Source organism: Streptomyces sp. 3214.6 (assembly GCF_900129855.1).
Taxonomy (GTDB): domain Bacteria; phylum Actinomycetota; class Actinomycetes; order Streptomycetales; family Streptomycetaceae; genus Streptomyces; species Streptomyces soliscabiei.
Genome location: NZ_LT670819.1, coordinates 3,360,953 through 3,380,691, shown reverse-complemented (window position 1 = coordinate 3,380,691; position 19,739 = coordinate 3,360,953). Strand labels below are relative to the sequence as shown.

At 70.7% G+C, this 19,739-nt stretch carries 18 protein-coding genes, 2 tRNA genes and 2 pseudogenes; 13 read left to right on the top strand and 9 right to left on the bottom strand.

Annotated elements, in window-relative coordinates; translation table 11 throughout:
- Nucleotides 1–12: 12 nt before the first annotated feature.
- Complete coding sequence (locus B5557_RS15065) at nt 13–324, bottom strand: hypothetical protein (RefSeq protein ID WP_079657358.1); 312 nt, start codon at nt 322–324, stop codon at nt 13–15.
- A gap of 155 nt (nt 325–479) precedes the next feature.
- Nucleotides 480–887 (bottom strand): annotated as a pseudogene (locus B5557_RS15060) (ThiF family adenylyltransferase); the annotation flags it as partial.
- 242 nt (nt 888–1,129) lie between these two features.
- On the opposite strand from B5557_RS15060, the gene B5557_RS15055 reads away from it, so the two are divergent.
- The 4 genes from B5557_RS15055 (at nt 1,130) to B5557_RS15040 (ending at nt 4,998) form a co-directional block, all read left to right on the top strand.
- The gene (locus B5557_RS15055) at nt 1,130–1,726 is read left to right on the top strand and encodes a M48 metallopeptidase family protein (protein WP_079659800.1); all 597 of its coding nucleotides are present in this window, start codon (nt 1,130–1,132) and stop codon (nt 1,724–1,726) included.
- A 144-nt stretch (nt 1,727–1,870) separates the two neighbouring features.
- The gene (locus B5557_RS15050) at nt 1,871–3,532 is read left to right on the top strand and encodes a TerD family protein (protein WP_079659798.1); all 1,662 of its coding nucleotides are present in this window, start codon (nt 1,871–1,873) and stop codon (nt 3,530–3,532) included.
- Between the two features lie 11 nt (nt 3,533–3,543).
- Entirely contained in the window at nt 3,544–4,224 is a 681-nt protein-coding gene (locus B5557_RS15045; RefSeq protein ID WP_079659796.1) for an AIM24 family protein, read from the top strand.
- An 18-nt stretch (nt 4,225–4,242) separates the two neighbouring features.
- Nucleotides 4,243–4,998, top strand: coding sequence for an AIM24 family protein (locus tag B5557_RS15040; protein ID WP_079659795.1), 756 nt, complete (start codon nt 4,243–4,245; stop codon nt 4,996–4,998).
- A 158-nt stretch (nt 4,999–5,156) separates the two neighbouring features.
- Here B5557_RS15040 and B5557_RS15035 read toward each other — a convergent pair whose 3' ends face one another.
- Together B5557_RS15035 and B5557_RS15030 are read right to left on the bottom strand one after the other, a co-directional pair.
- Nucleotides 5,157–5,672: an NUDIX hydrolase gene (locus B5557_RS15035; RefSeq protein WP_079659794.1), complete on the bottom strand. Its 516-nt coding sequence runs from the start codon at nt 5,670–5,672 to the stop codon at nt 5,157–5,159.
- On the bottom strand, nt 5,669–7,141 hold the full coding sequence (locus B5557_RS15030) for a zinc-dependent metalloprotease (RefSeq protein ID WP_079659792.1): 1,473 nt from the start codon (nt 7,139–7,141) through the stop codon (nt 5,669–5,671). Before B5557_RS15030 ends, B5557_RS15035 begins: the two co-directional genes overlap by 4 nt.
- Nucleotides 7,142–7,333: 192 nt before the next feature.
- Between B5557_RS15030 and B5557_RS15025 the strand changes: the two genes are divergently transcribed.
- The 4 genes from B5557_RS15025 (at nt 7,334) to B5557_RS15015 (ending at nt 10,531) form a co-directional block, all read left to right on the top strand.
- Nucleotides 7,334–8,443 (top strand): SDR family oxidoreductase, encoded by a 1,110-nt coding sequence (locus tag B5557_RS15025; protein WP_079659791.1) that lies wholly within the window; start codon nt 7,334–7,336, stop codon nt 8,441–8,443.
- A 166-nt stretch (nt 8,444–8,609) separates the two neighbouring features.
- A complete protein-coding gene (locus B5557_RS15020) occupies nt 8,610–9,071 on the top strand; it encodes a molybdenum cofactor biosynthesis protein MoaE (protein ID WP_079659789.1) in 462 nt (153 codons plus the stop codon).
- A gap of 146 nt (nt 9,072–9,217) precedes the next feature.
- On the top strand, nt 9,218–9,382 hold the full coding sequence (locus B5557_RS44225) for a hypothetical protein (RefSeq protein ID WP_173877681.1): 165 nt from the start codon (nt 9,218–9,220) through the stop codon (nt 9,380–9,382).
- 54 nt (nt 9,383–9,436) lie between these two features.
- Nucleotides 9,437–10,531, top strand: coding sequence for a YlbL family protein (locus B5557_RS15015; protein WP_079659788.1), 1,095 nt, complete (start codon nt 9,437–9,439; stop codon nt 10,529–10,531).
- A 34-nt stretch (nt 10,532–10,565) separates the two neighbouring features.
- Here B5557_RS15015 and B5557_RS15010 read toward each other — a convergent pair whose 3' ends face one another.
- Nucleotides 10,566–11,108: a PPA1309 family protein gene (locus B5557_RS15010; RefSeq protein WP_269460214.1), complete on the bottom strand. Its 543-nt coding sequence runs from the start codon at nt 11,106–11,108 to the stop codon at nt 10,566–10,568.
- 164 nt (nt 11,109–11,272) lie between these two features.
- On the opposite strand from B5557_RS15010, the gene B5557_RS15005 reads away from it, so the two are divergent.
- From B5557_RS15005 to B5557_RS14990, 4 genes are all read left to right on the top strand, one after another.
- Nucleotides 11,273–14,269 (top strand): UPF0182 family membrane protein, encoded by a 2,997-nt coding sequence (locus B5557_RS15005; RefSeq protein ID WP_079659785.1) that lies wholly within the window; start codon nt 11,273–11,275, stop codon nt 14,267–14,269.
- Nucleotides 14,270–14,309: 40 nt separating this feature from the next.
- Nucleotides 14,310–14,383 (top strand) — tRNA-Met (locus tag B5557_RS15000).
- A gap of 206 nt (nt 14,384–14,589) precedes the next feature.
- Entirely contained in the window at nt 14,590–16,425 is a 1,836-nt protein-coding gene (locus tag B5557_RS14995) for a tetratricopeptide repeat protein (protein ID WP_079659783.1), read from the top strand.
- A gap of 277 nt (nt 16,426–16,702) precedes the next feature.
- Nucleotides 16,703–16,776 (top strand) — tRNA-Met (locus B5557_RS14990).
- Between the two features lie 48 nt (nt 16,777–16,824).
- Here the strand turns inward: B5557_RS14990 and B5557_RS45695 are convergent.
- The 4 genes and pseudogenes from B5557_RS45695 to hisN form a co-directional block, all read right to left on the bottom strand.
- Nucleotides 16,825–16,974, bottom strand: a pseudogene (locus tag B5557_RS45695) (ABC transporter substrate-binding protein); the annotation flags it as partial.
- A 51-nt stretch (nt 16,975–17,025) separates the two neighbouring features.
- The gene (locus B5557_RS14985) at nt 17,026–17,442 is read right to left on the bottom strand and encodes a Fur family transcriptional regulator (RefSeq protein ID WP_079659782.1); all 417 of its coding nucleotides are present in this window, start codon (nt 17,440–17,442) and stop codon (nt 17,026–17,028) included.
- A gap of 144 nt (nt 17,443–17,586) precedes the next feature.
- A complete protein-coding gene (locus B5557_RS14980) occupies nt 17,587–17,979 on the bottom strand; it encodes a CBS domain-containing protein (RefSeq protein ID WP_079659780.1) in 393 nt (130 codons plus the stop codon).
- A gap of 201 nt (nt 17,980–18,180) precedes the next feature.
- Nucleotides 18,181–18,981, bottom strand: coding sequence for a histidinol-phosphatase (gene hisN / locus B5557_RS14975; protein ID WP_079659779.1), 801 nt, complete (start codon nt 18,979–18,981; stop codon nt 18,181–18,183).
- A 140-nt stretch (nt 18,982–19,121) separates the two neighbouring features.
- On the opposite strand from hisN, the gene B5557_RS14970 reads away from it, so the two are divergent.
- Complete coding sequence (locus tag B5557_RS14970) at nt 19,122–19,736, top strand: TetR/AcrR family transcriptional regulator (protein WP_079659777.1); 615 nt, start codon at nt 19,122–19,124, stop codon at nt 19,734–19,736.
- The last annotated feature ends 3 nt before the right edge of the window (nt 19,737–19,739 follow it).

Genomic DNA, 19,739 nt, shown 5'->3' with positions numbered 1-19,739 from the left:
TCACGCTTGCCCTCAGCAGGTGAGCTGGTCGCGCCGCACCGTGAACTCGTCCCGCCCATCCCTGGCCGCGACACCATGCGGCGTGGTGGAGACCGTGACGCGCTCGCCATCCTCCTGGAGCCAGGCTGATCCGACGATCACGCAGGCGACACCGACCTCCAGTGGATAGGCCGAATCGGGACCCAGCACGCCGTCGGCGTCAAAGATCGGAGCCTTGTCGACCAGCGACCACTGATGCCCTTCCGCGTCCGTGAATCGGACCTCCACCACGCCCGGGAACGGCTCGTCGTCCACCCACCGGACCGCTTCCGCGCGCAGCTCCACCACAAGCCTCCCCCTCGATCAAGGCCACACCCAGATGCCAGTGTCGGGCTCAACCTGCCGACACCGGACAGCCTCTAACAACCTAGCCCCACACAAAGGCCAGGACCTGGGGAATTACGTGACCGTCGCCCCGGGGAATTACGCCGTCGTCCACAGCGTACCTGGACCCGCATCCGGCGTCGGGCGGTGAGCTGCTCGATCGCGTCTCCCGGATCGGCGGTGATGAGGGACAGCGCGGCCAGGTCGGGGCGCAGCCGGTCCAGGACCGCCGTCTTCTCCCGCAGGGCCGCGGCTTCCGGCCCGCCGCCGCGCGCGTCGTCGAGCAGCCCCGCCCGCGCCAGCCGCTCCACCAGCCGGTCGACATGCCCGTCGGGCAGGTCCATGCGGCGGCCCTCCTCGCGCAGCAGCGCGAGCCCGCGGGTGCCGTCAAGCAGGTCGAGGAAACTGCCCGTCGCCGTGTCCACCGGGCCGAGCGTCAGTGCGTGCGCCGGAGTCATTCCGAACTGCACCGTGTTGAGGTCACGCCAGCCGCGCCGCAGCGCGGGCTTCACCATCGGATGCATCAAAGGCCCCCGTATGCCTGGAAACTCCCCGTCACGTCGGCGGAACGAGGGGCGTGGGGTCCTCCTCGCTCCGCCGACGAGTGCCAGCATGCCCGGACCCGTCCGAGCCTGCCGAAAGTTGTCCACAGGCAGGGGCGTTCATCGTACAAATCCGTCGTATGAGGCAAACGCGGCGGGAGAGATCGGAACCGAACCGTCCCGGAGTCGGGACTTCCCCCGTGTGCAGCGGGTAACGTCGGGGCGTGCCCGCCGACCCACTGCACCGCGCCGGAACGCCACAGCGGAAGCCGACGAGCCAGCCGCCGAGCGGCTCCGGGGTGAGCGCGATCGAGGTCCGCAGGAGTCCCCGTCGACGTCGGACGGTCTCCGCGTACCGCGAGGGCGATCGCACCATCGTGCTCATCCCCGCCCGGATGTCCGAGGCCGAGGAACAACGCTGGGTGAGCGTCATGCTCGACAAACTCGCCGCCCAGGAGAGCCGGCGGGTGCCCGGCGACGCCGAGTTGGCCGAGCGCGCCGAGCGGCTGTCGGCCCAGTGCTTCGACGGCCGGGCCAGGCCCACCTCGGTGCGTTGGGTGACCAACCAGAACACCCGCTGGGGCTCGTGCACCCCGGCCGAGGGCAGCATCCGCCTGTCCCACCGCCTCAAGGGCATGCCCGAGTACGTCATCGACTACGTCCTCGCCCACGAACTCGCGCATCTGCTTGTGCCCGGCCACGGCCCCGACTTCTGGCGACTGCTGGAGGCGTACCCGCGCACGGAGCGCGCCCGTGGCTACCTGGAGGGCGTCGTTGCGGCCGAACGGCTGCCCCACCTGCCCGGCGCACGCGACGAGTGACCTGCACCGCGCGCGCAGTGAACGCGTCCGATACCACGGGACGCGGGTTGTGTACCGGGTCTGTACCGACATCGTGCGTTGTCGGACTTTGCCGTTAGCCTGACGCGACGCACTCGCAATCGGGATGGGGGACGGTCGTTACGCATGCCCAGGGAATTCCAACGCGGCCACAAGGCCAGGATCAGTGACCTCACCGCGGGCACCGATCTGTACGTAGGCGTGCAGATCGCCGGTCCCGGTCTGACCTTCGACATCAGCTGCTTCGGCCTCGACGCCGACGAACGGCTGTCGGACGACCGCTACTTCGTCTTCTTCAACCAGCCGAAGTCTCCCGAGGAGTCCATCCAACTCCTGGGCGCCCAGGCCGGCGACACGGAATCCTTCCGCATCACGCTGGACCGGATCCCGCCGCAGATCCAGAAGCTGGCCTTCACGGCGACCCTCGACGGCGCCGGACAGATGTCACAGATCGGCCCCGGCTACCTCCGCATCGTCGCCGGCGGCGAGGAAGTGGCCCGCTACGCGTTCAATGGCTCGGAGTTCACCACCGAGCGCGCCGTGATGCTGGGGGACTTCTATCTGAAGGACGTGTGGCGGTTCGCGGCCGTCGGACAGGGCTTTGACGGCGGACTGGAGGCGCTGCTGAAGAACTTCGGCGGCGAGGTCGCCGAGGAGGAGGCCCCCGCCGCTCCGCAGCAGCCGCAGGCCGCTGCCGCCGCTCCGGGCTTCGCCCCGCCCGCCTTCGGCGCGCCGGCAGCCCCAGCCCCTGCCCCGCAGCCCGCCGCCCAGGGCTTCGCGCCTCCGCCCGGCGCGACAGCGCCGCACGCCCCGGCGCCCGCGCCCTCGATGCACGCCGCGCCGACCATCGTCGCGCCCATGACCCCGCCCGGCGGCGGCCAGGTCCCGCCCCCCGCTCCGGCCCCCGCGCCCTACGGGCAGCCGCCGCAGCAGCAGTCCTACGGTCAGCCCCCCGCGCCGACCGCGCCCATGCCGCCCGGCTACGGCCAGCAGCCCCACGCCCCGCAGGCCCCGCCCGGCTACGGCCAGCCGAGCCAGCCGCCCGGCTATGGCCAGCAGCCGCCGTTCGGGCAGGTCCCGGGCCAGCAGGGGGCGTACGGCGTCCCGCAGGGCGCGCCCCAGGGCGGCGCCGGTGTGACCGCCGCGCTCCAGCAGTTCAAGGAGACGCCCACCGGACAGCGCTGGACGCAGCAGAACAAGAAGCTGATCCGCGTCGACCTCGGCATCGGCGGCCAGCCGGTGCTCGCCCGGCAGGGCAGCATGGTCCTCTACCAGGGCAAGGTCGACTTCAGCTACAAGGGCGCCGGGTTCGCCGGCCGGATCGTGGGCAACGCGACCGGCCAGGAAATGCAGCTGATGCGCTGCACCGGCCAGGGTCAGGTCTTCCTCGCCGAGAACTCCACCCACCTCCACCCCGTCGAACTCCAGGGCGACGCCCTCTGCGTCTCCGCCGAGAACGTCCTCGCCTTCGACGAGAGCCTCCAGTACGAGGTCCGCCGCATCGAGGGCCACGGCATCCCCGGGGGCGCGCTGTTCACCATGCAGTTCCAGGGCACCGGCACGATCGTCGTGAAGACACACGGTACGCCCGTCGTCCTGCCGGTCACGCCCACCACGTTCGCCGACTGCAACGCCGTCGTCGCCTGGTCGGCCGCCTCCCAGGTGGTCGTCTCCAGCCAGGTGCGGATGCGCCGCAACGCCTACCCCGGCGACACCGGCGAGAGCGTGAATCTCCAGTTCCGGGGCGCTCCCGGCAACTTCATCGTCGTCCAGCCGTACGAGGTCTGAGGGAGCCCGTCATGAACCAGCCGCTCGCGGGCTACGCCCCCGCACCCGTCACCGCGCGCATGGAGAACCACGGCAACCACATGCTGAAGGTCGCCATGCAGACCGGGAACGACCTCTTCGCGCGCGTGGGCTCGATGGTCGCCTACGAGGGCTTCGTCCAGTACGAGCCCAACCCGCCGGCCGTGCGCCAGATCGCACGCGACTGGATGACCGGCGAGGGCGCGCCTCTGATGAAGTGCACCGGTGACGGCCTGCTCTACCTCGCCGACTACGGGGCGAACGTCGTCGTCATCAACCTCAACGGCGACGGCATCTCCGTCAACGCCACCAATCTGCTCGCCTTCGACGCACACCTCACCTGGGGCGTCGAACGCGTCAAGGGGCTTGCGAAGTTCGCCGGACAGGGCCTGTGGAACACCAAGATCTCCGGGCAGGGCTGGGTCGCACTGACCTCCCGGGGCAAGCCCATCGTCGTCGACTGCGGAGGCGGCGAGGACGAGACGTACGTCGACCCCGACGCGCTCGTCGCCTGGTCGCCGAACCTCAAGGTGAAGGGCAAGCGCAGCTTCAAGGCGCAGTCGCTCATCGGCCGGGGCAGCGGCGAGGCCTACCAGATGGCCTTCTCCGGTCAGGGCATCGTCGTCGTCCAGCCCAGCGAGGACAGCACGGACCGCCTTCGGGTCCGGGGCTGAGGGGGAGCCAGAAACGCCATGCAGAGCCCACTTTTCGCGCACAACGACTCGCAGACCCAGGAACGCTGGAGTCTGCAGAACAAGCAGATGCTCCGCGTCACCCTGGAGGGCCACGACGACATCCTCGCCCGCAAGGGCACGATGGTCGCCTACCAGGGCCTGATGGAGTTCGACGCCGAGTACCAGAGCAACCAGCAGGGACGCGCGCGTGCGTACACCGGCGAGGGACTGGACCTCATGCGCTGCCACGGGCAGGGCACGGTCTACCTCGCCAACCTCGCCCAGCACGTCCACCTGATGGATGTGGAGCAGGACGGGCTGACCGTCGACGGCAGCTATGTGCTGGCCATGGACTCCTCGCTGCACTACGACGTCATCGCCGTGGACAGCCAGTACGGCATCTCCGGCTCCGGGAAGTACCAGCTCAACATCACCGGCCGGGGCAGGGTCGCGCTGATGACCTCGGGCGCGCCCCTGATGATGCAGGTCACGCCCGACAAGTACGTCAACTGCGATGCCGACGCGATCGTCGCCTGGTCGACCGGGCTGCGGGTGCAGATGCAGGCCCAGACGCACTCCTCCGGGGTGTGGCGCCGGCGTGGCAACACCGGTGAGGGCTGGGAGCTCAGCTTCATGGGCACCGGCTACGCGCTCGTCCAGCCCAGCGAGCTGCTGCCGCCGCAGAACGCGGCGATCGGCTCCGGTCTGGCCGCCCAGTACGGCATGGGGCAGCACGGGGCACGCGGTCAGAACCAGGGCAACGTCTGGAGCTGAGCGCTCCGCTGGTAGCGCCGCGATGGGCCCGTCGATCGGCTGCGGGCCCGTCGTGGCCGGCCGCGCGGTTCCCGCGCCCCTTTGGGGCGCTGCCGAACCGTCCGGAAAACAAACGTAAGGGGCGGCCACCTGGAAGGTCGCCCCTTACCCGTTCAGGCTCACAGCCGCGCGAGGGTGGCTTCCAGCAGCCGGACGACCGACTCGTCGGCGACCCCAGCCACCTCGGCGTAGGGGAACCAGCGCAGGTCGAGCGACTCGTCGCTGATGGCCTCCACGGCCCCCGCCGGAGCGAGCGCCGCGTACTGGACGTCGAAGTGCCAGGCGCACGGCGTGAGATGCCGGTCCAGGCGCACCGGCCCGCCGGGCAGCAAAGCCAGCCCGGGGACGCCCGACTCCTCGGTGCCCTCCCGCAGGGCCGCGGCCGCCAGCGTCGCGTCGACCGGCTCGCAGTGGCCGCCCATCTGCAGCCACTTGCGCAGCTTCTTGTGGAGCGTGAGCAGCACCCGCCCGTGCTCCGGGTCGATCACCAGCGCGCTCGCCGTGATGTGCCCGTCCCCGCAGGCCTTCCACATGCCGTCCGGATGCGTCCCGAGATGATCCAGGTAGGTCTGGCGCAGCTCTTCCTGGCCCTCGTACTCCTTCAGGACGAGGACCGCGTCGTCGTACAGGCTCACTCGGTGTCGTCGCCCTTGGAGTCGCGTCCGGAGCCGTGTTCGCCGGCGTCCTTCTTCAGGTTCGGCTTCTCGCCCGGGCCGCCGTTCGCCGCCTCGCCGAGCATCTTGTCCCACTCGGAGAAGTCCATGTGCTCGCGGTGCACGAAGCCGTCCGGGTCGTCCAGGTCGGAGGCCGTGGGCAGCATGTCCGGGTGGGCCCACAGGGCGTCCCGGCCGTCCACCCCGCGCGCGTCCGTCAGCGAGGCCCACAGACGGGAGGCGTCCCGCAGGCGACGCGGGCGCAGCTCCAGACCGATCAGCGTCGCGAACGTCTGCTCCGCGGGACCGCCCGTGGCGCGCCGGCGGCGCAGCGTCTCACGCAGGGCGTCGGCGGACGTCAGGCGCGGCTTCGCGGCGGCGTGCACCACCGCGTCCACCCAGCCCTCGACGAGCGCCAGGGCCGTCTCCAGACGGGCCAGGGCGGCCTTCTGCTCCGGGGTGTCCTCCGGCTGGAACATGCCCTGCTGCAGAGCGTCCTGCAACTGCTCGGGGTTCTGCGGGTCGAACTGACCGACCACGTCCTCCAGCTTGGCCGTGTCGACCTTGATCCCGCGCGCGTAGCCCTCGACCGCGCCGAACAGGTGCGAGCGCAGCCACGGCACGTGCGCGAACAGACGCTGGTGGGCGGCCTCGCGCAGTGCGAGATACAGCCGCACCTCGTCCTTCGCCACGCCCAGGTCCTTGCCGAACGCCTCGATGTTCACCGGCAGCAGCGCGGCACGCCCGGCCGGGCCGAGCGGCAGACCGATGTCGGTCGAGCCGACGACCTCGCCCGCCAGGACGCCCACGGCCTGCCCGATCTGCGAGCCGAACATCGCGCCGCCCATGGAGCGCATCATGCCGATCAGTGGGCCGGCCATGGCCTGCATCTCCTCCGGCAAGACATCGCCCATGGCCGCGCCGACGCGCTCGGCGACCGGGTCGACGAGCTCCTTCCACGCGGGCAGGGTCGCCTCGACCCACTCCGCGCGCGACCACGCCACCGCCGAGGCCGCGCCGGACGGCAGGGACGTCGCGTCGTCCAGCCACAGATCGGCCAGACGGACGGCCTCCTGGACCGCGGTGCGCTCGGAGGGGCCGACGCTCACGTCCTTCACCCCGTCGGAGGTGCCCTGCGAGACCGTCTGACGGGCGATCTGCTTGGCCATGTCCCAGTTCACCGGGCCGCCCTCGTAGGAGAGCATCTGGCCCAGCTGCTGGAACGCGGCCCCCAGGTCGTTGGGGTTCAGTGAGCCGAACATCGCGGCGAGCGGATTGTCGGCGCCCGGACCGCCCGGGCCGCCGAAGCCTCCGGCACCGGGCAGCCCGCCGAAACCGAACGGGTTGGCCGGTCCCTGACCACCGCCGCTCTGCGAGTCCTTCTTCTTGCCCTCGTCGCCGTCTTCCGGCTCCTCCGGCGGAAGGCCGAATCCGAATGGGGTGTCACTCACGGGGTTCCTCGGCTGGTAAGGCCACCGGTTTCTCGGCCGGCGGCGACTGCCCTGCAACACCACCCAGCGTAGACACCCCGGCTCGATCGGGCCTCGGTGCTTCGCCGACTCCTGGCCTGCGGCAGGATGGATGCCACTGGTACGTACGCGTCACTCGCGCCCGTATGCCAAGACAACCGCTGGAGACACCTGGTGAGTTCCCCAGATCCGCAGGTTCGCGCAGCGCGAAACCGATCGACCCCGGGCGGTGCGCGCGGGCCCGTAGTCGCCGTGACCGGCGCCGCGACCGGGGTCGGCGCGCTGCTCACCGAGCGGCTCGCCGCGTCCGAGGAGGTCAAGCAGGTCGTCGCCATCGACGAGCGGCGAGGCGAGTGCGACGCGGCACAGTGGCACATCCTCGACGTCCGCGACCCTGCGATCGCCGAAAAGCTCCGCGGAGCGGACGTCGTGGTCCACCTCGCGCTCGACCTCGACCTGGGGAGTGACGCCGCCGCCCGGACGGCCTACAACGTGCGCGGTACGCAGACCGTGCTGACGGCCGCCGCGGCGGCCGGGGTGCACCGCGTCGTGCTGTGCACCTCCGCGATGGTGTACGGAGCGCTGGAGGACAACGAGCTGCCGCTCTCGGAGGACGCGGAGCTGCGGGCGACGGCCGAGGCCACCGGCGTCGGCGACCTCCTGGAAATCGAACGGCTCGCCCGGCGTGCGCCCCGGGCGCATCCGGGGCTCAACGTGACCGTGGTGCGTCCCGCGGTGCTCGTCGGAGGCACCGACACGGCGCTGACGCGGTACTTCGAGTCGCCGCGGCTGCTGGTCGTCGCCGGGTCGCGGCCGGCCTGGCAGTTCTGCCACGTCGAGGACCTGGTGGGCGCTCTGGAGTACGCCGTCCTGGAGAAGGTCGACGGCGAACTGGCCGTGGGCTGTGACGGGTGGCTGGAGCAGGAGGAGGTCGAGGAGCTCAGCGGGATCCGGCGGATGGAGCTGCCGTCCGCGGTCGCGCTGGGCGCCGCCGCCCGGCTGCACCGGATCGGGCTGACGCCGTCTCCGGCGGGCGACCTGGCGTACACGATGTACCCCTGGGTGGTGAGCGGGAGCCGGCTGCACGACGCGGGATGGCGGCCGCAGTGGACCAACGAGGAGGTGCTCGCGGAGCTGCTGGAGGAGGTGTCCGGGCGGCACACGGTCGTCGGGCGGCGGCTGGGTCGCAAGGACGCGACGGCTGCGGGGGCTGCGGGGGCGACGGTCGCTCTGCTGGGCGCGGCCGCCGTGGTGCGGCGGGCCCGGAAGGCCCGGCGGCGGTAGCGGCGGGAGCGCACGGCGGGGTTCCCTCCGGCAAGGGGGCCTCTCGCCGGAGCGGAGCCGTGGACAGGTCGTTCGTGCTGGTTCTGCAGGCCGTTTCGAACGGCACGCGCGTGTGCCGGGCGATCCGCCGTTTCGTCTGCTTCCCGGGGTGCGGCACGATGGGGGTATGGCAGCCACCAACGATCACCCCGGCGAGCGGGCAGCGCAGGATCCCATCAAGCTGATCGCCGTTCGTGACACGGCGCTCTCCCTGGACGAGGTCTTCAAGGCCGTCGGGGACGACGCGGCCGGTGGGACGGCGCTGTTCGTGGGCACCGTGCGCAACCACGACGGGGGCGCCGACGTCGACGCGCTCGGGTACTCGTGCCATCCCAGCGCCGAGGCGGAGATGCGGCGGATCGCCGAGAAGGTCGTCGCCGACCACCCGGTACGGGCGCTGGCCGCCGTGCACCGGGTCGGGGACCTCCGCGTCGGCGATCTCGCCGTCGTTGTCGCCGTGTCGTGTCCGCACCGTGGGGAGGCCTTCGAGGCCTGCCGGAAGCTGATCGACGACCTCAAGCACGAGGTGCCCATCTGGAAGCACCAGAAGTTCTCCGACGGTACCGAGGAATGGGTTGGGGTTTGTTGAGTACTGCCCGCTGCTGAGCCCCGCCACGGTCTGCGACCGCCACCGTCCGGTTGCGTAACCGGTCCCCTGCCGCGAGCGTTGTCAGTGCGGATGGTTAATCTGCTGATCAGTCAGTTGTGGTGGCACATCGGGGTTGGGAGGTAGGCATGGCTGCGCTCGCGTGGTTGCTGATTCCGCTTGTCGCCGCGATCGGCGCCGGTCTGTGGGGAAGCTGGGCCAACCGGACCCGGAAGGCCCGCAGCGACGGCCCTGAGCTGGACGGATACGCCCGCTTCCGCGCGGCCATGGAGAAGCCCCACTCGCGTACGTGACCCGGGTGGCAGCCCTGACGGTGCGCTGACAGACGCGTCACGTACTGTCGAGGCATGCCACGCCGCACCGCGACGATGCTCGCCTCCACCCTGATGCTGATCGCGCTCCTGTGCGCGGGCGTACTCATCCCCGTGCCGTACGCGGAGATGTCCCCGGGGCCGACGGTGAACACGCTCGGCGACCACGGCGGCGAGCCGGTGCTGCAGATCGCCGGGCGCAAGACGTACGCGACCAGCGGCCACCTGAACATGACCACGGTGCGGGTCACCAGCGCCGACTACCGGATGAACCTCGTCGAGGCCGTCTACGGATGGCTCGCGCACGACAACAAGGTCGTGCCGCACGACACGCTGTACCCGGACGGCAAGACCGAGGAGCAGTCGACCCAGGAGAACGCCGAGGAGTTCAGCCAGTCCCAGGAGAGCGCCAAGGTCGCCGCCCTGAAGGAGCTGAACATCCCGGTGACGTCCTGGGTGATCGTCTCCACCGTCGTGAAGGGCTCCCCGGCGGAGGGCAGGCTGCACGCCGGTGACGTGATCAAGGCAGTGGACGGCACCGCGGTGAAGGAGCCCGGTGACGTCGCGAAGCTGGTCACCAAGCACAAGCCGGGGGAGAAGGTCGTCTTCCGGATCGTCCCGGCGAAGGAGCAGGCGGCCGCCGAGAAGGCGAACCGGGCGGCGACCAAGACCCAGGACGTCACCATCACCACCGCGACCTCCGACGACACCGGCACGAAGCGGGCCATCGTCGGGATCTCGGCCGGGACCGACCACACCTTCCCGTTCACCATCGACATCAAGCTCGCCGACGTCGGCGGGCCCAGCGCCGGTCTGATGTTCGCGCTCGGCATCTACGACAAGCTCACCCCCGGCAGCCTCACCGGCGGCAAGTTCGTCGCCGGCACCGGGACCATCGACGACGCCGGCAAGGTCGGACCGATCGGCGGCATCGAGATGAAGACCGTCGGCGCGCGCAGCCAGGGCGCCCAGTACTTCCTGACGCCCGCGGACAACTGCGCGGCCGCCGCCAAGGACACCCCCTCGGGGCTCAGGCTCGTCAAGGTGAACACCATCGACGACGCCCTCACCGCCCTGAAGGACATCCGTGGCGGCGACACCGCCGACCTGCCCAAGTGCACGACGAAGTAGGCGAAGTGGCCGGGTAGGCCGACCGACGCGCGGGCTACTCCGCGAACGTCGCCGACAGCGCCTCCGCCAGGCCCGGCACCAGGCCCGCGCCCGTGAGGACCTCCGTCGGGGCGTCCTTCTCGCGCAGGCGAAGGGCCGAGTCACGGGTGCCGTCGCGCAGGACGCCGACCGTCATCCGGACCTCGTGGCGGTCGGGGTGCTCCGCGACCCACTTCGTGAGCTTCGCGTCGCTCAGGCCCTTGGGGACCTGCGCCTCGGCGGACGGGGGCAGCATCAGACGCTCCACCGTGAGGGCACAGCCGACGACCGCGTCGGGCCACGCGATCGTGGCGAGGAACTCGTCGAGCGGCTTGTCCGTTGGCACTTCGTCCTGCTCGATCGGGGTGAGACCGGTGGTCTCGGGCTCGTCCTGAAGGCCGAGCTGGGCGGCGAGCGACGGTTCCTGGGCTCGCAGCCGAGCGGTGTCTACGAGGGCGAAAAGGCGGGCGGGCTGGTCCCAGCCGAGGCCGGAGGCGTACTCGTCGATCTCGAGTACGGCCCGGGTGAGCGGGCTCGCCGCCATGGGAGTGTTGGACATGGTCACAATCCTCTCTCGTTCCTGGCCGGAATCGGGAACCGAGTAAACGGTGAGTAAGTTGCATAGGTGTGGGCCCGCGATCACGGGGGGCCACGAACGGTCCACGAACACGCGGGCCTGACGGATCAACTGCGACTTTCGAGGTGCGCACCTTGGCTTTCCAGATGCCGGACCGCGGCGGAGGCCCCACGGGGCCGCGGATCAGAGTGGGCCGCCCGTCCCGGCGCGTCCGGACGCTGCTCATGACACTGGGCGTCCTGTCCGTCCTCGGCATGGCGTTCACCATGTTCGCCGGGTTCTGGACGGACTGGCTCTGGTACCGCTCGGTGCACTACTCGTCGGTGTTCACGACCACGCTCTGGACCAAGATCGGGCTGTTCTTCGTCTTCGGCCTGCTGATGGCGCTCGCAGTCGGCTTCAACATCTGGCTGGCCCACCGGATGCGGCCGCCGCTGAGCGCGATGTCGGTCGAGCAGCAGAGCCTCGACCGCTACCGCATGGGCATCGCGCCGTACAAGACGTGGCTGCTGCTGGGCATCACCGCCCTGGTCGGCCTCATCGCCGGTGCCTCCGCGGCGGGTCAGTGGCGGACCTGGCTGATGTGGGTCAACGGGGTGTCCTTCGGCCAGAAGGACCCGCAGTTCCACCTCGACGTCTCGTTCTTCGCCTTCGACCTGCCCTGGTACCGGTTCCTGCTCGGCTTCGGCTTCGCCGCCACGATCCTCTCCCTGATCGCCGCCGCGCTCACCCACTACCTCTACGGCGGGCTGCGCGTCACCAGCCCGGGCGCGCGCGCCACCGCCGCGGCCACCGGCCATCTGTCGGTGCTGCTGGGCATCTTCGTCGCGCTGAAGGCCGTCGCGTACTGGCTCGACCGGTACGGTCTGGCGGTGAAGTCCAGCGACTTCAAGGCCACGGACAACTGGACGGGCCTGCGCTACGTCGACGCCAACGCCTACCTTCCGGCCAAGACGATCCTGTTCTGCATCGCCGTCATCTGCGCGCTGCTGTTCTTCGCCACCCTGTGGCGGCGCACCTGGCAGCTGCCCGTGATCGGCTTCGGTCTGATGGTCCTCTCGGCGATCCTCATCGGCGGGCTGTACCCGGCGATCGTCCAGAAGTTCCAGGTTCAGCCGAACGAGCAGGCCAAGGAAGCCCCGTACGTCGAGAAGAACCTCAAGGCGACGCGCGAGGCGTACGGCATCGACGACGCTCAGGTCACCGAGTACTCGGGTACGAGCACCACCAAGGACAAGACGACGCTGCGCGACGACGTCGACGCCACCGCGAGCATCCGCGTCCTGGACCCGAACATCGTCTCCCCGACGTACCAGCAGCTCCAGCAGATGCGGAAGTACTACGCGTTCCCGACCAATCTGGACGTGGACCGCTACAACGTGAAGGGCACCGATGAGGACACCGTCATCGGTCTGCGCGAGCTGAACCTCGCGGGCGTCGACAAGCAGAACTGGATCAACAACCACTTCCGCTACACCCACGGTTACGGCGTGGTCGCCGCCAAGGGCACCACCTCCGACGCCGAGGGCCGCCCGGTCTTCACCGAGTCCAACCTGCCCTCCGAGGGCGAGCTCGGCACCTACGAGCAGCGCGTGTACTACGGGGAGAAGACGACCACGTACTCGATCGTCGGCGGTCCCCAGAAGGAGATCGACTACTCCGACGACGCGGGTGAGAAGACCACCAGTTACACCGGCAAGAGCGGGGTCAATCTCTCCAACCCGGTCAACCGGGCCGCGTACGCGGTGGCGTTCGGCGAGCCGCAGATCCTGTACTCCGGCGCCATCGGCGAGGGTTCGCGGATCCTGTACAATCGCACGCCGAAGGAGCGCGTCGAGGCGGTCGCCCCATGGCTGACCATCGACGGCGACGCCTACCCGGCGGTGGTGAACCACAAGATCCAGTGGATCGTCGACGCGTACACCACGACCAACGGATACCCGTACGCCTCCCGTACGACCCTCGGCGATACGACGGCCGACTCGCTGACCGCGACCAACGACAACCGCGCGGTGGTGGCCCAGCAGAACCAGGTCAACTACATCCGCAACTCGGTGAAGGCGACCGTCGACGCGTACACCGGCGAGGTCAAGCTCTACCAGTGGGACACCGAGGACCCGGTCCTGAAGACCTGGATGAAGGCGTTCCCCGGCACGGTGGAGTCCAAGTCGTCCATCTCGGCCGACCTGATGGCCCATCTCCGGTACCCGCAGGACCTGTTCAAGGTCCAGCGCGAGCTGCTCAGCCGCTACCACGTGAAGGACGCGACGACGTTCCTCAGCGGCAGCGAGGTGTGGCAGGTGCCGGACGACCCGAGCAACAAGTCGGGCGACGCGGTGCCGCCGTACTACCTGAGCATGAAGATGCCCGACCAGAAGTCGCAGGCGTTCTCGCTGACGACGACGTTCACGCCCAACGGCCGGGACAACCTCAGCGCGTTCATGGCGGTCGACTCCGAGGCGGGCACGCCCGACTACGGCAAGATCAGAGTCCTGAAACTGCCGACGAGCACGACGGTCGACGGACCCAAACAGGTCCAGAGCCAGTTCAACTCCGAACAGGACATCGCCGAGTCCATCAGACTCCTGAAGGGCGGCGACTCCGACATCGAGTACGGCAACCTGCTCACGGTGCCCCTGGACGGCGGCCTGTTGTACGTGGAGCCGGTCTACGTGCGCGGTGGCGGGCTCAAGTACCCGCTGCTGAAGAAGGTGTTGGTGACCTACGGCGGCAACACCGCCTTCGAGGACACCCTGGACGCGGCCCTCAACAAGGTGTTCGGCGCGGAGAGTACGACCCCGCCGCCGACGGACGAGGGCACCGGCACCACTCCGCCGCCGCCGACGTCGAGCAACCCGACGGTTCGGGAGGCGCTGGCCGACGCCCAGAAGGCGTTCCAGGCGGGCCAGGAGGCGCTGAAGAAGCCCGACTGGGACGCGTACGCCAAGGCGCAGAAGGATCTCGAGGCCGCCCTGAAGCGGGCCGAGGCCGCCCAGGCTGAGGCCGACAAGGGCGCCAAGGCGAGCAGCAGCCCGAGTCCGAAGGCTTCGGCGAGCCCGAGCGGCGGGTCGGGCAGCGGAGCCGGCGGCGGCTCCGGGAGTAAGGCCAGTCCGAGCCCGAGCCCCAGTCCAAGTAGCGGCTGATCATGTTCGCCCCGCGTCGTGGTACGGTTGTGGAACACGACGCGGGGTGGAGCAGCTCGGTAGCTCGCTGGGCTCATAACCCAGAGGTCGCAGGTTCAAATCCTGTCCCCGCTACTGAAAACGAAGGCCCGGATCCGGAAACGGATCCGGGCCTTCGTGGTGTGCGAACGCATGTGCCGGGGAGAGTGATGGCCGCGCCGCTGTGGGGAGTTGGGCGATCTGTGTTTGACTTGTCTCTCTGTGGGCATGTCGACAAAACGCTGAAGTGACCTTACGGGCCGCGGTATACCAGGTGTACCCGGGTTGCAGGTGGTGCGACGATGGACGTTATGGGGGACAAGGCAACTCTGTTCGAGACAGGGCGATTTGTGCAGCCTTCCGGTGAGGAAGCGACCCCGGACGAGAGCCGGGACGAGACGGCGGACGCCGTCGAGACGGGGGAGGCCGTCGAGGAGATGCGGCTGCGGCTCGCGGCGGAAGCCGGCGACGCCGAGGCCATGAGCGTCCTCGGGGCCATGCTGCTGCGCCGTGGCGACCTCGACGGAGCCGAGCCCCATCTGCGTACCGCCACCGCGGAGGGCGACCGGGCCGCCGCCAACAACCTGGGTGTTCTCCTCCATCAGCGCGGCTACCCCGACGAGGCCGCCGGCTGGTGGCGGGTCGCCGCCGTCGCCGGCTCCGCCGCGGCCGCGCACGCCCTCGGCCGCCACTGTCGTGAGTGCGGGGACGAGCCGGCCGCCGAGTACTGGCTGCGGCAGTCCGCCGAGCAGGGCCATGCGCTGGGCGCCTACGCCCTCGCCGACCTGCTGGAGCACCGCGGGGACCCCGGTGCCGAGCAGTGGATGCGGGCCGCCGCCGAGCGCGGCCACCGGGAAGCCGCGTACCGGCTGGCCCGCGCCCTTGACCACCGGGATCACGAGGAGCGCGAGGACCCCAAGGAGCACAGTGTGCGGGCGGACGCCGAGCAGTGGTACCGCCAGGCTGCCGCGCGTGGGCACCGGCGGGCCGCGCTGCACCTCGGGACGATCCTGGAGAAGCGGGGCGAGCTGAAGGAGGCCGGGCGCTGGTATCTGACGTCCGCCAAGGACGGCGAGGCGCGGGCCGCCTGCGCGCTCGGGTTCCTGCTGCGCGACGCCGGCGACACCGAGAGCGCCGCCATCTGGTGGCTGCGCGCCGCCCAGGACGGCGACGGCAACGCGGCGAACGCCCTGGGCGCGCTGCACGCCGAGCGCGGCCAGACCCAGACCGCCGAACGCTGGTACCGGGCCGCGATGGACGCCGGGGACGACAACGGCGCCTACAACCTCGCCCTGCTCTGCGCCGAGCAGGGCCGCACCGCGCAGGCCGAGCAGTGGTACCGGCGCGCCGCCTACGCCGGGCACCGGGAGGCGGCCAACGCGCTCGCCATCCTGCTGCTCCAGGGCGGCGACACCGCCGGGGCCGAGCCATGGTTCTCCAAGGCCGCGGAGGCCGGCAGCGTCGACGCCGCCTTCAACCTCGGGATCCTCTTCGCGGGGCGCGGCGAGGAGAGCGTCGCGCTGCGCTGGTACGAGCGGGCGGCGGCCGCCGGGCACACCGAGGCGGCGCTGCAGGTCGGCATCGCGCGACTGCGGGACGGCGACGAGCAGGAAGCCGAACGGCATCTGCGGTGCGCCGCCGGCGGGGGCAGCGCAGAGGCCGCGTACCGGCTGGCGGCCGTGCTCGACGCGCGGCGGCCGCAGCAGCCGGCGCACGAGCTCGGGGAGATCGTGCACGAGAAGACCGAGTGTGAGGAGTGGTACGAGCGGGCCGCGACGCAGGGACATCGGCGGGCGCAGGTACGGGTCGGCATGCTGGCCGCCGCCCGGGGTGACGTGGTGGAGGCGGCCCGGTGGTACCGCACGGCCGCCGAGGCCGGGTCGCGCAACGGGGCCTTCAACCTCGGGCTGCTGCTCGCGCGGGAGGGGAGTGAGCCCGAGGCCGCCGTGTGGTGGACGCGGGCGGCCGACGCCGGGCATGGGCGGGCGGCGTTGCGGCTCGCCCTGGTCTACGCGCGTCGCGGTGAGCTGGCGGAGGGGCAGCGGTGGGCGGACCGGGCGGTGTCGCTCGGGCCGGCGGAGGTGGCCGAGCGGGCGGCACGGCTGCGGGACGCGCTGCGGGAAGAGCTGTCCGCCTGACTCTGCCGTTACGGTGCCCTGGCCGCGCGGGTGAGTGGAACCCGGGGTTGCGGCCCCGTGCCCTGGGGCTGCCGCCCCCAGACCCCTGCTGTCGGCCCTGAAGGGGCCTCGTCCTCAAGCGCCGGACGGGCTGGTTGCGGGACCGACTGGTTGTGCGGGGCCGGCTGAGGTGGCGGGTCGGCTGTCTGTCCTGGCCTGCGAAATGTAGGTGCAGGTGGGGGTCCGGCTTATTGATTTGCCTTTGTGGGTTGGCTTCACGTAACGTTGCATTCATCGACGCGGGGTGGAGCAGCTCGGTAGCTCGCTGGGCTCATAACCCAGAGGTCGCAGGTTCAAATCCTGTCCCCGCTACTGAAGGCCGGGGGCCGGAATCCGAAAGGGTTCCGGCCCTCAGTCGTGTGCCTCGTCGATCTTCAGGAGCTTCGCCAGGTAGGCGACGATCGCCGGGTCCTTCTTGTAGTCCGAGACGAAGTACGTGTTCACCGTGCGGATGCAGGCCCGCAGCAGGGCCACCCCCGCGTCCACGTCGTCGGACAGCGGGCTCGGGCCCCCCCGCGATGCGCAGCAAGGGGGAACCCGTCGCGCCGAACCCCCGGGGTGTTACGCCGCCGCGCAGGCCGGGCAGATGCCGCGGTACGTCACCTCGACGTCCGAGACCGCGAACCCGAAGCGTTCCGAGTCGGGGAGGTCGGCCAGCGGGTTGCCGCTCGGGTGGACGTCCTTGATCGCGCCGCACTGGGCGCACACCAGGTGGTGGTGCGGGCGGTGTGCGTTCGGGTCGTAGCGCTTGGCTCGTTTGTCGGTGGCGACCTCGAGCACCTCGCCGAGGGAGACCAGCTCGCCGAGTGTGTTGTAGACGGTCGCCCGGGAGATCTCGGGCAGCCGGACGACAGCCCTGGCGTGCACTTCCTCGGCGGTCAGGTGGACGTGTTCGCCGTCGAGCACCTCGGCCACGACGCGCCGCTGCGCGGTCATACGCCATCCGCGCCCGCGCAGCCGTTCCAGAAGGTCACTCATGATTCCAGCCTAACAGCTAGCCGGACCAGGTCCCGAATGGGTGTGACTTTAGAGCTGATCTCGAATTGGAGTAAGTCCAGAGTCGGGCTCGGGGCTGTTTTCGTGGCTGGGCGGGCGGTGGGCCGCCGGGTGCTCGGGGTGTGCTCAGGCCGGTACCTGCTGTCGGGCGGGCGCCCAGCAGCGGATGATGTCGCGGACCGAGACGATGCCGGCCGGGCCGTCGCGGTCGAGGACGATCAGATGGCGGAAGCCGCCGTGGGCCATGGCCCGGGCCGCCTCCTCCAGGGTCCAGTTCGGGGCGGCGAAGACGACGTCGTTGGTGGTGTGGGCGTCGGTGCGTTCGGTGTCCGGATCCTGGCCCAGGCCGACGGAGTTGAGGATGTCTCGTTCGGTGAGGATGCCGATGCCGCCGGCGTCCGGGTCCAGGACGATGGCCGCGCCGACGCGACGGGCGGACATCAGGGCGGCGGCCTGACGGAGGGTGTGTGCGGGGCCGATGGTGAGGACCACCGTGCTCATGGCGTCGCGGACGAGCATGGGTTCGGAGTCACCTCCTACGAATCCCTGGCAGTTCGAGGCGGGCGCCGGGGGCACCTCTCGGGGACTGCACAAGTTCACAAATGAGGGTGAGCCCAGAGTCGCAGGTAAAGCACGGGTCAACAAGAGGGCGCGCGTGTCCAATTGAGGGCGCACGCGCTCATCTGTGGGCCTCCGGTGCGATGTTCACACGAGTGAGGTTCAGTGTCGCTCGTTGAGATAGCCCAGCAGTTCGTCGTGGAGCAGGCCGTTCGAGGCGGCCGCGTTGCCGCTGTGCGGGCCCGGGCGGCCGTCGAGGCCCGTGAAGGCGCCGCCGGCCTCCGTCACGACGATCGCCGTGGCCGCCATGTCCCAGAGGGAGAGCTCGGGTTCCGCGCACAGGTCGACCGAGCCCTCGGCGACCATCATGTACGGCCAGAAGTCGCCGTACGCGCGCGTGCGCCACACCTCGCGGGTCAGGTCGAGGAAGCCGTTCAGGTGTCCGCGCTCCTCCCAGCCGGTGAGCGAGGAGTACGCGAAGGAGGCGTCGGAGAGCTTCGAGACGCGGGAGACATGCAGGCGGCTCGCGGCGGCGAGGCTGCGGCCGCTGAAGGCGCCGTAGCCCTTCGCGGCCCACCAGCGCCGGCCCAGCGCGGGCGCGGAGACCACGCCGACGACGGGCTGGAAACCGTCCTCGCCGGCTTCCATCAGCGAGATGAGCGTGGCCCAGACGGGCACGCCTCGTACGTAGTTCTTCGTGCCGTCGATCGGGTCGATCACCCAGCGGCGGGGGCCGGTGCCCTCGATGCCGTACTCCTCGCCCAGGATCGCGTCCCGCGGACGGGCCCGCTGGAGCTGGCCGCGGATCAGTTCCTCGGCGGCCTTGTCGGCCTCGCTCACCGGGGTCATGTCCGGTTTCGTCTCGACCTTGAGGTCGAGGGCCTTGAAACGGGCCATGGTCGCGGCGTCGGCGGCGTCCGCGAGGACGTGCGCGAGACGGAGGTCGTCGAGGTAGTCCGGCATGGGACGAACCGTATCCGGCAGGGAAGGACGGGGCCACACCCGGCCGGAGTGCGGACAGGCGCCTTCGGCCCCCGCGAACCCTTGACAGTGCCCCCGTGCGCGTCAAACCTGGGCACCAAGCCGCTCGCCCCAGGGAGGCGATGATGCCTGCAGCGCGGGAATCCCTACTGGACGCCGCCTTCAAGGCGCTTGAGCAACGGCCGTGGCCCGCAGTGCGGATGGTGGACGTCGCCGCCGCGGCCGGGGTGTCCCGGCAGACGCTGTACAACGAGTTCGGGAGCAAGGAAGGCCTGGCCAGGGCCCTTGTCCGGCGCGAGGCCGACGGGTACCTCGCCGGGGTCGAGCGGGCGCTGGCCGTGCACGGCGACGCCCGGGAACGGCTCACCGCGACCGCCGAGTGGACTACCTCCGCCGCCCGCGAGAACGACCTCGTGCGGGCCGTCCTCACGGGCTTCTGGAGCGAGCGCCTGCCCGCGCCGACGCTCTCGGCGGTGCCCTCATCCTCCGCCGTGCCGGCGCAGCGGCGGGCGGACGGGCCGCTGCCCTCTCCCGGCGACCTCGTGGGCGCCGTCCGCGACCGGGCCGTGGCGGTGCTCTCCGGGCCCGGCGCCGTCCGGGCCGACGCCGCCGACCTGGCCCGCTCCTGCGAACTCGCCGTCCGCCTAGCCCTGTCCTGCCTGTCCGTGCCGCCGCCGGGAGAGGACGGGGTCGCGGAACTGGTGCGGGGGGCGCTGCACCGGCAGTTCAAGGCGTAGCGC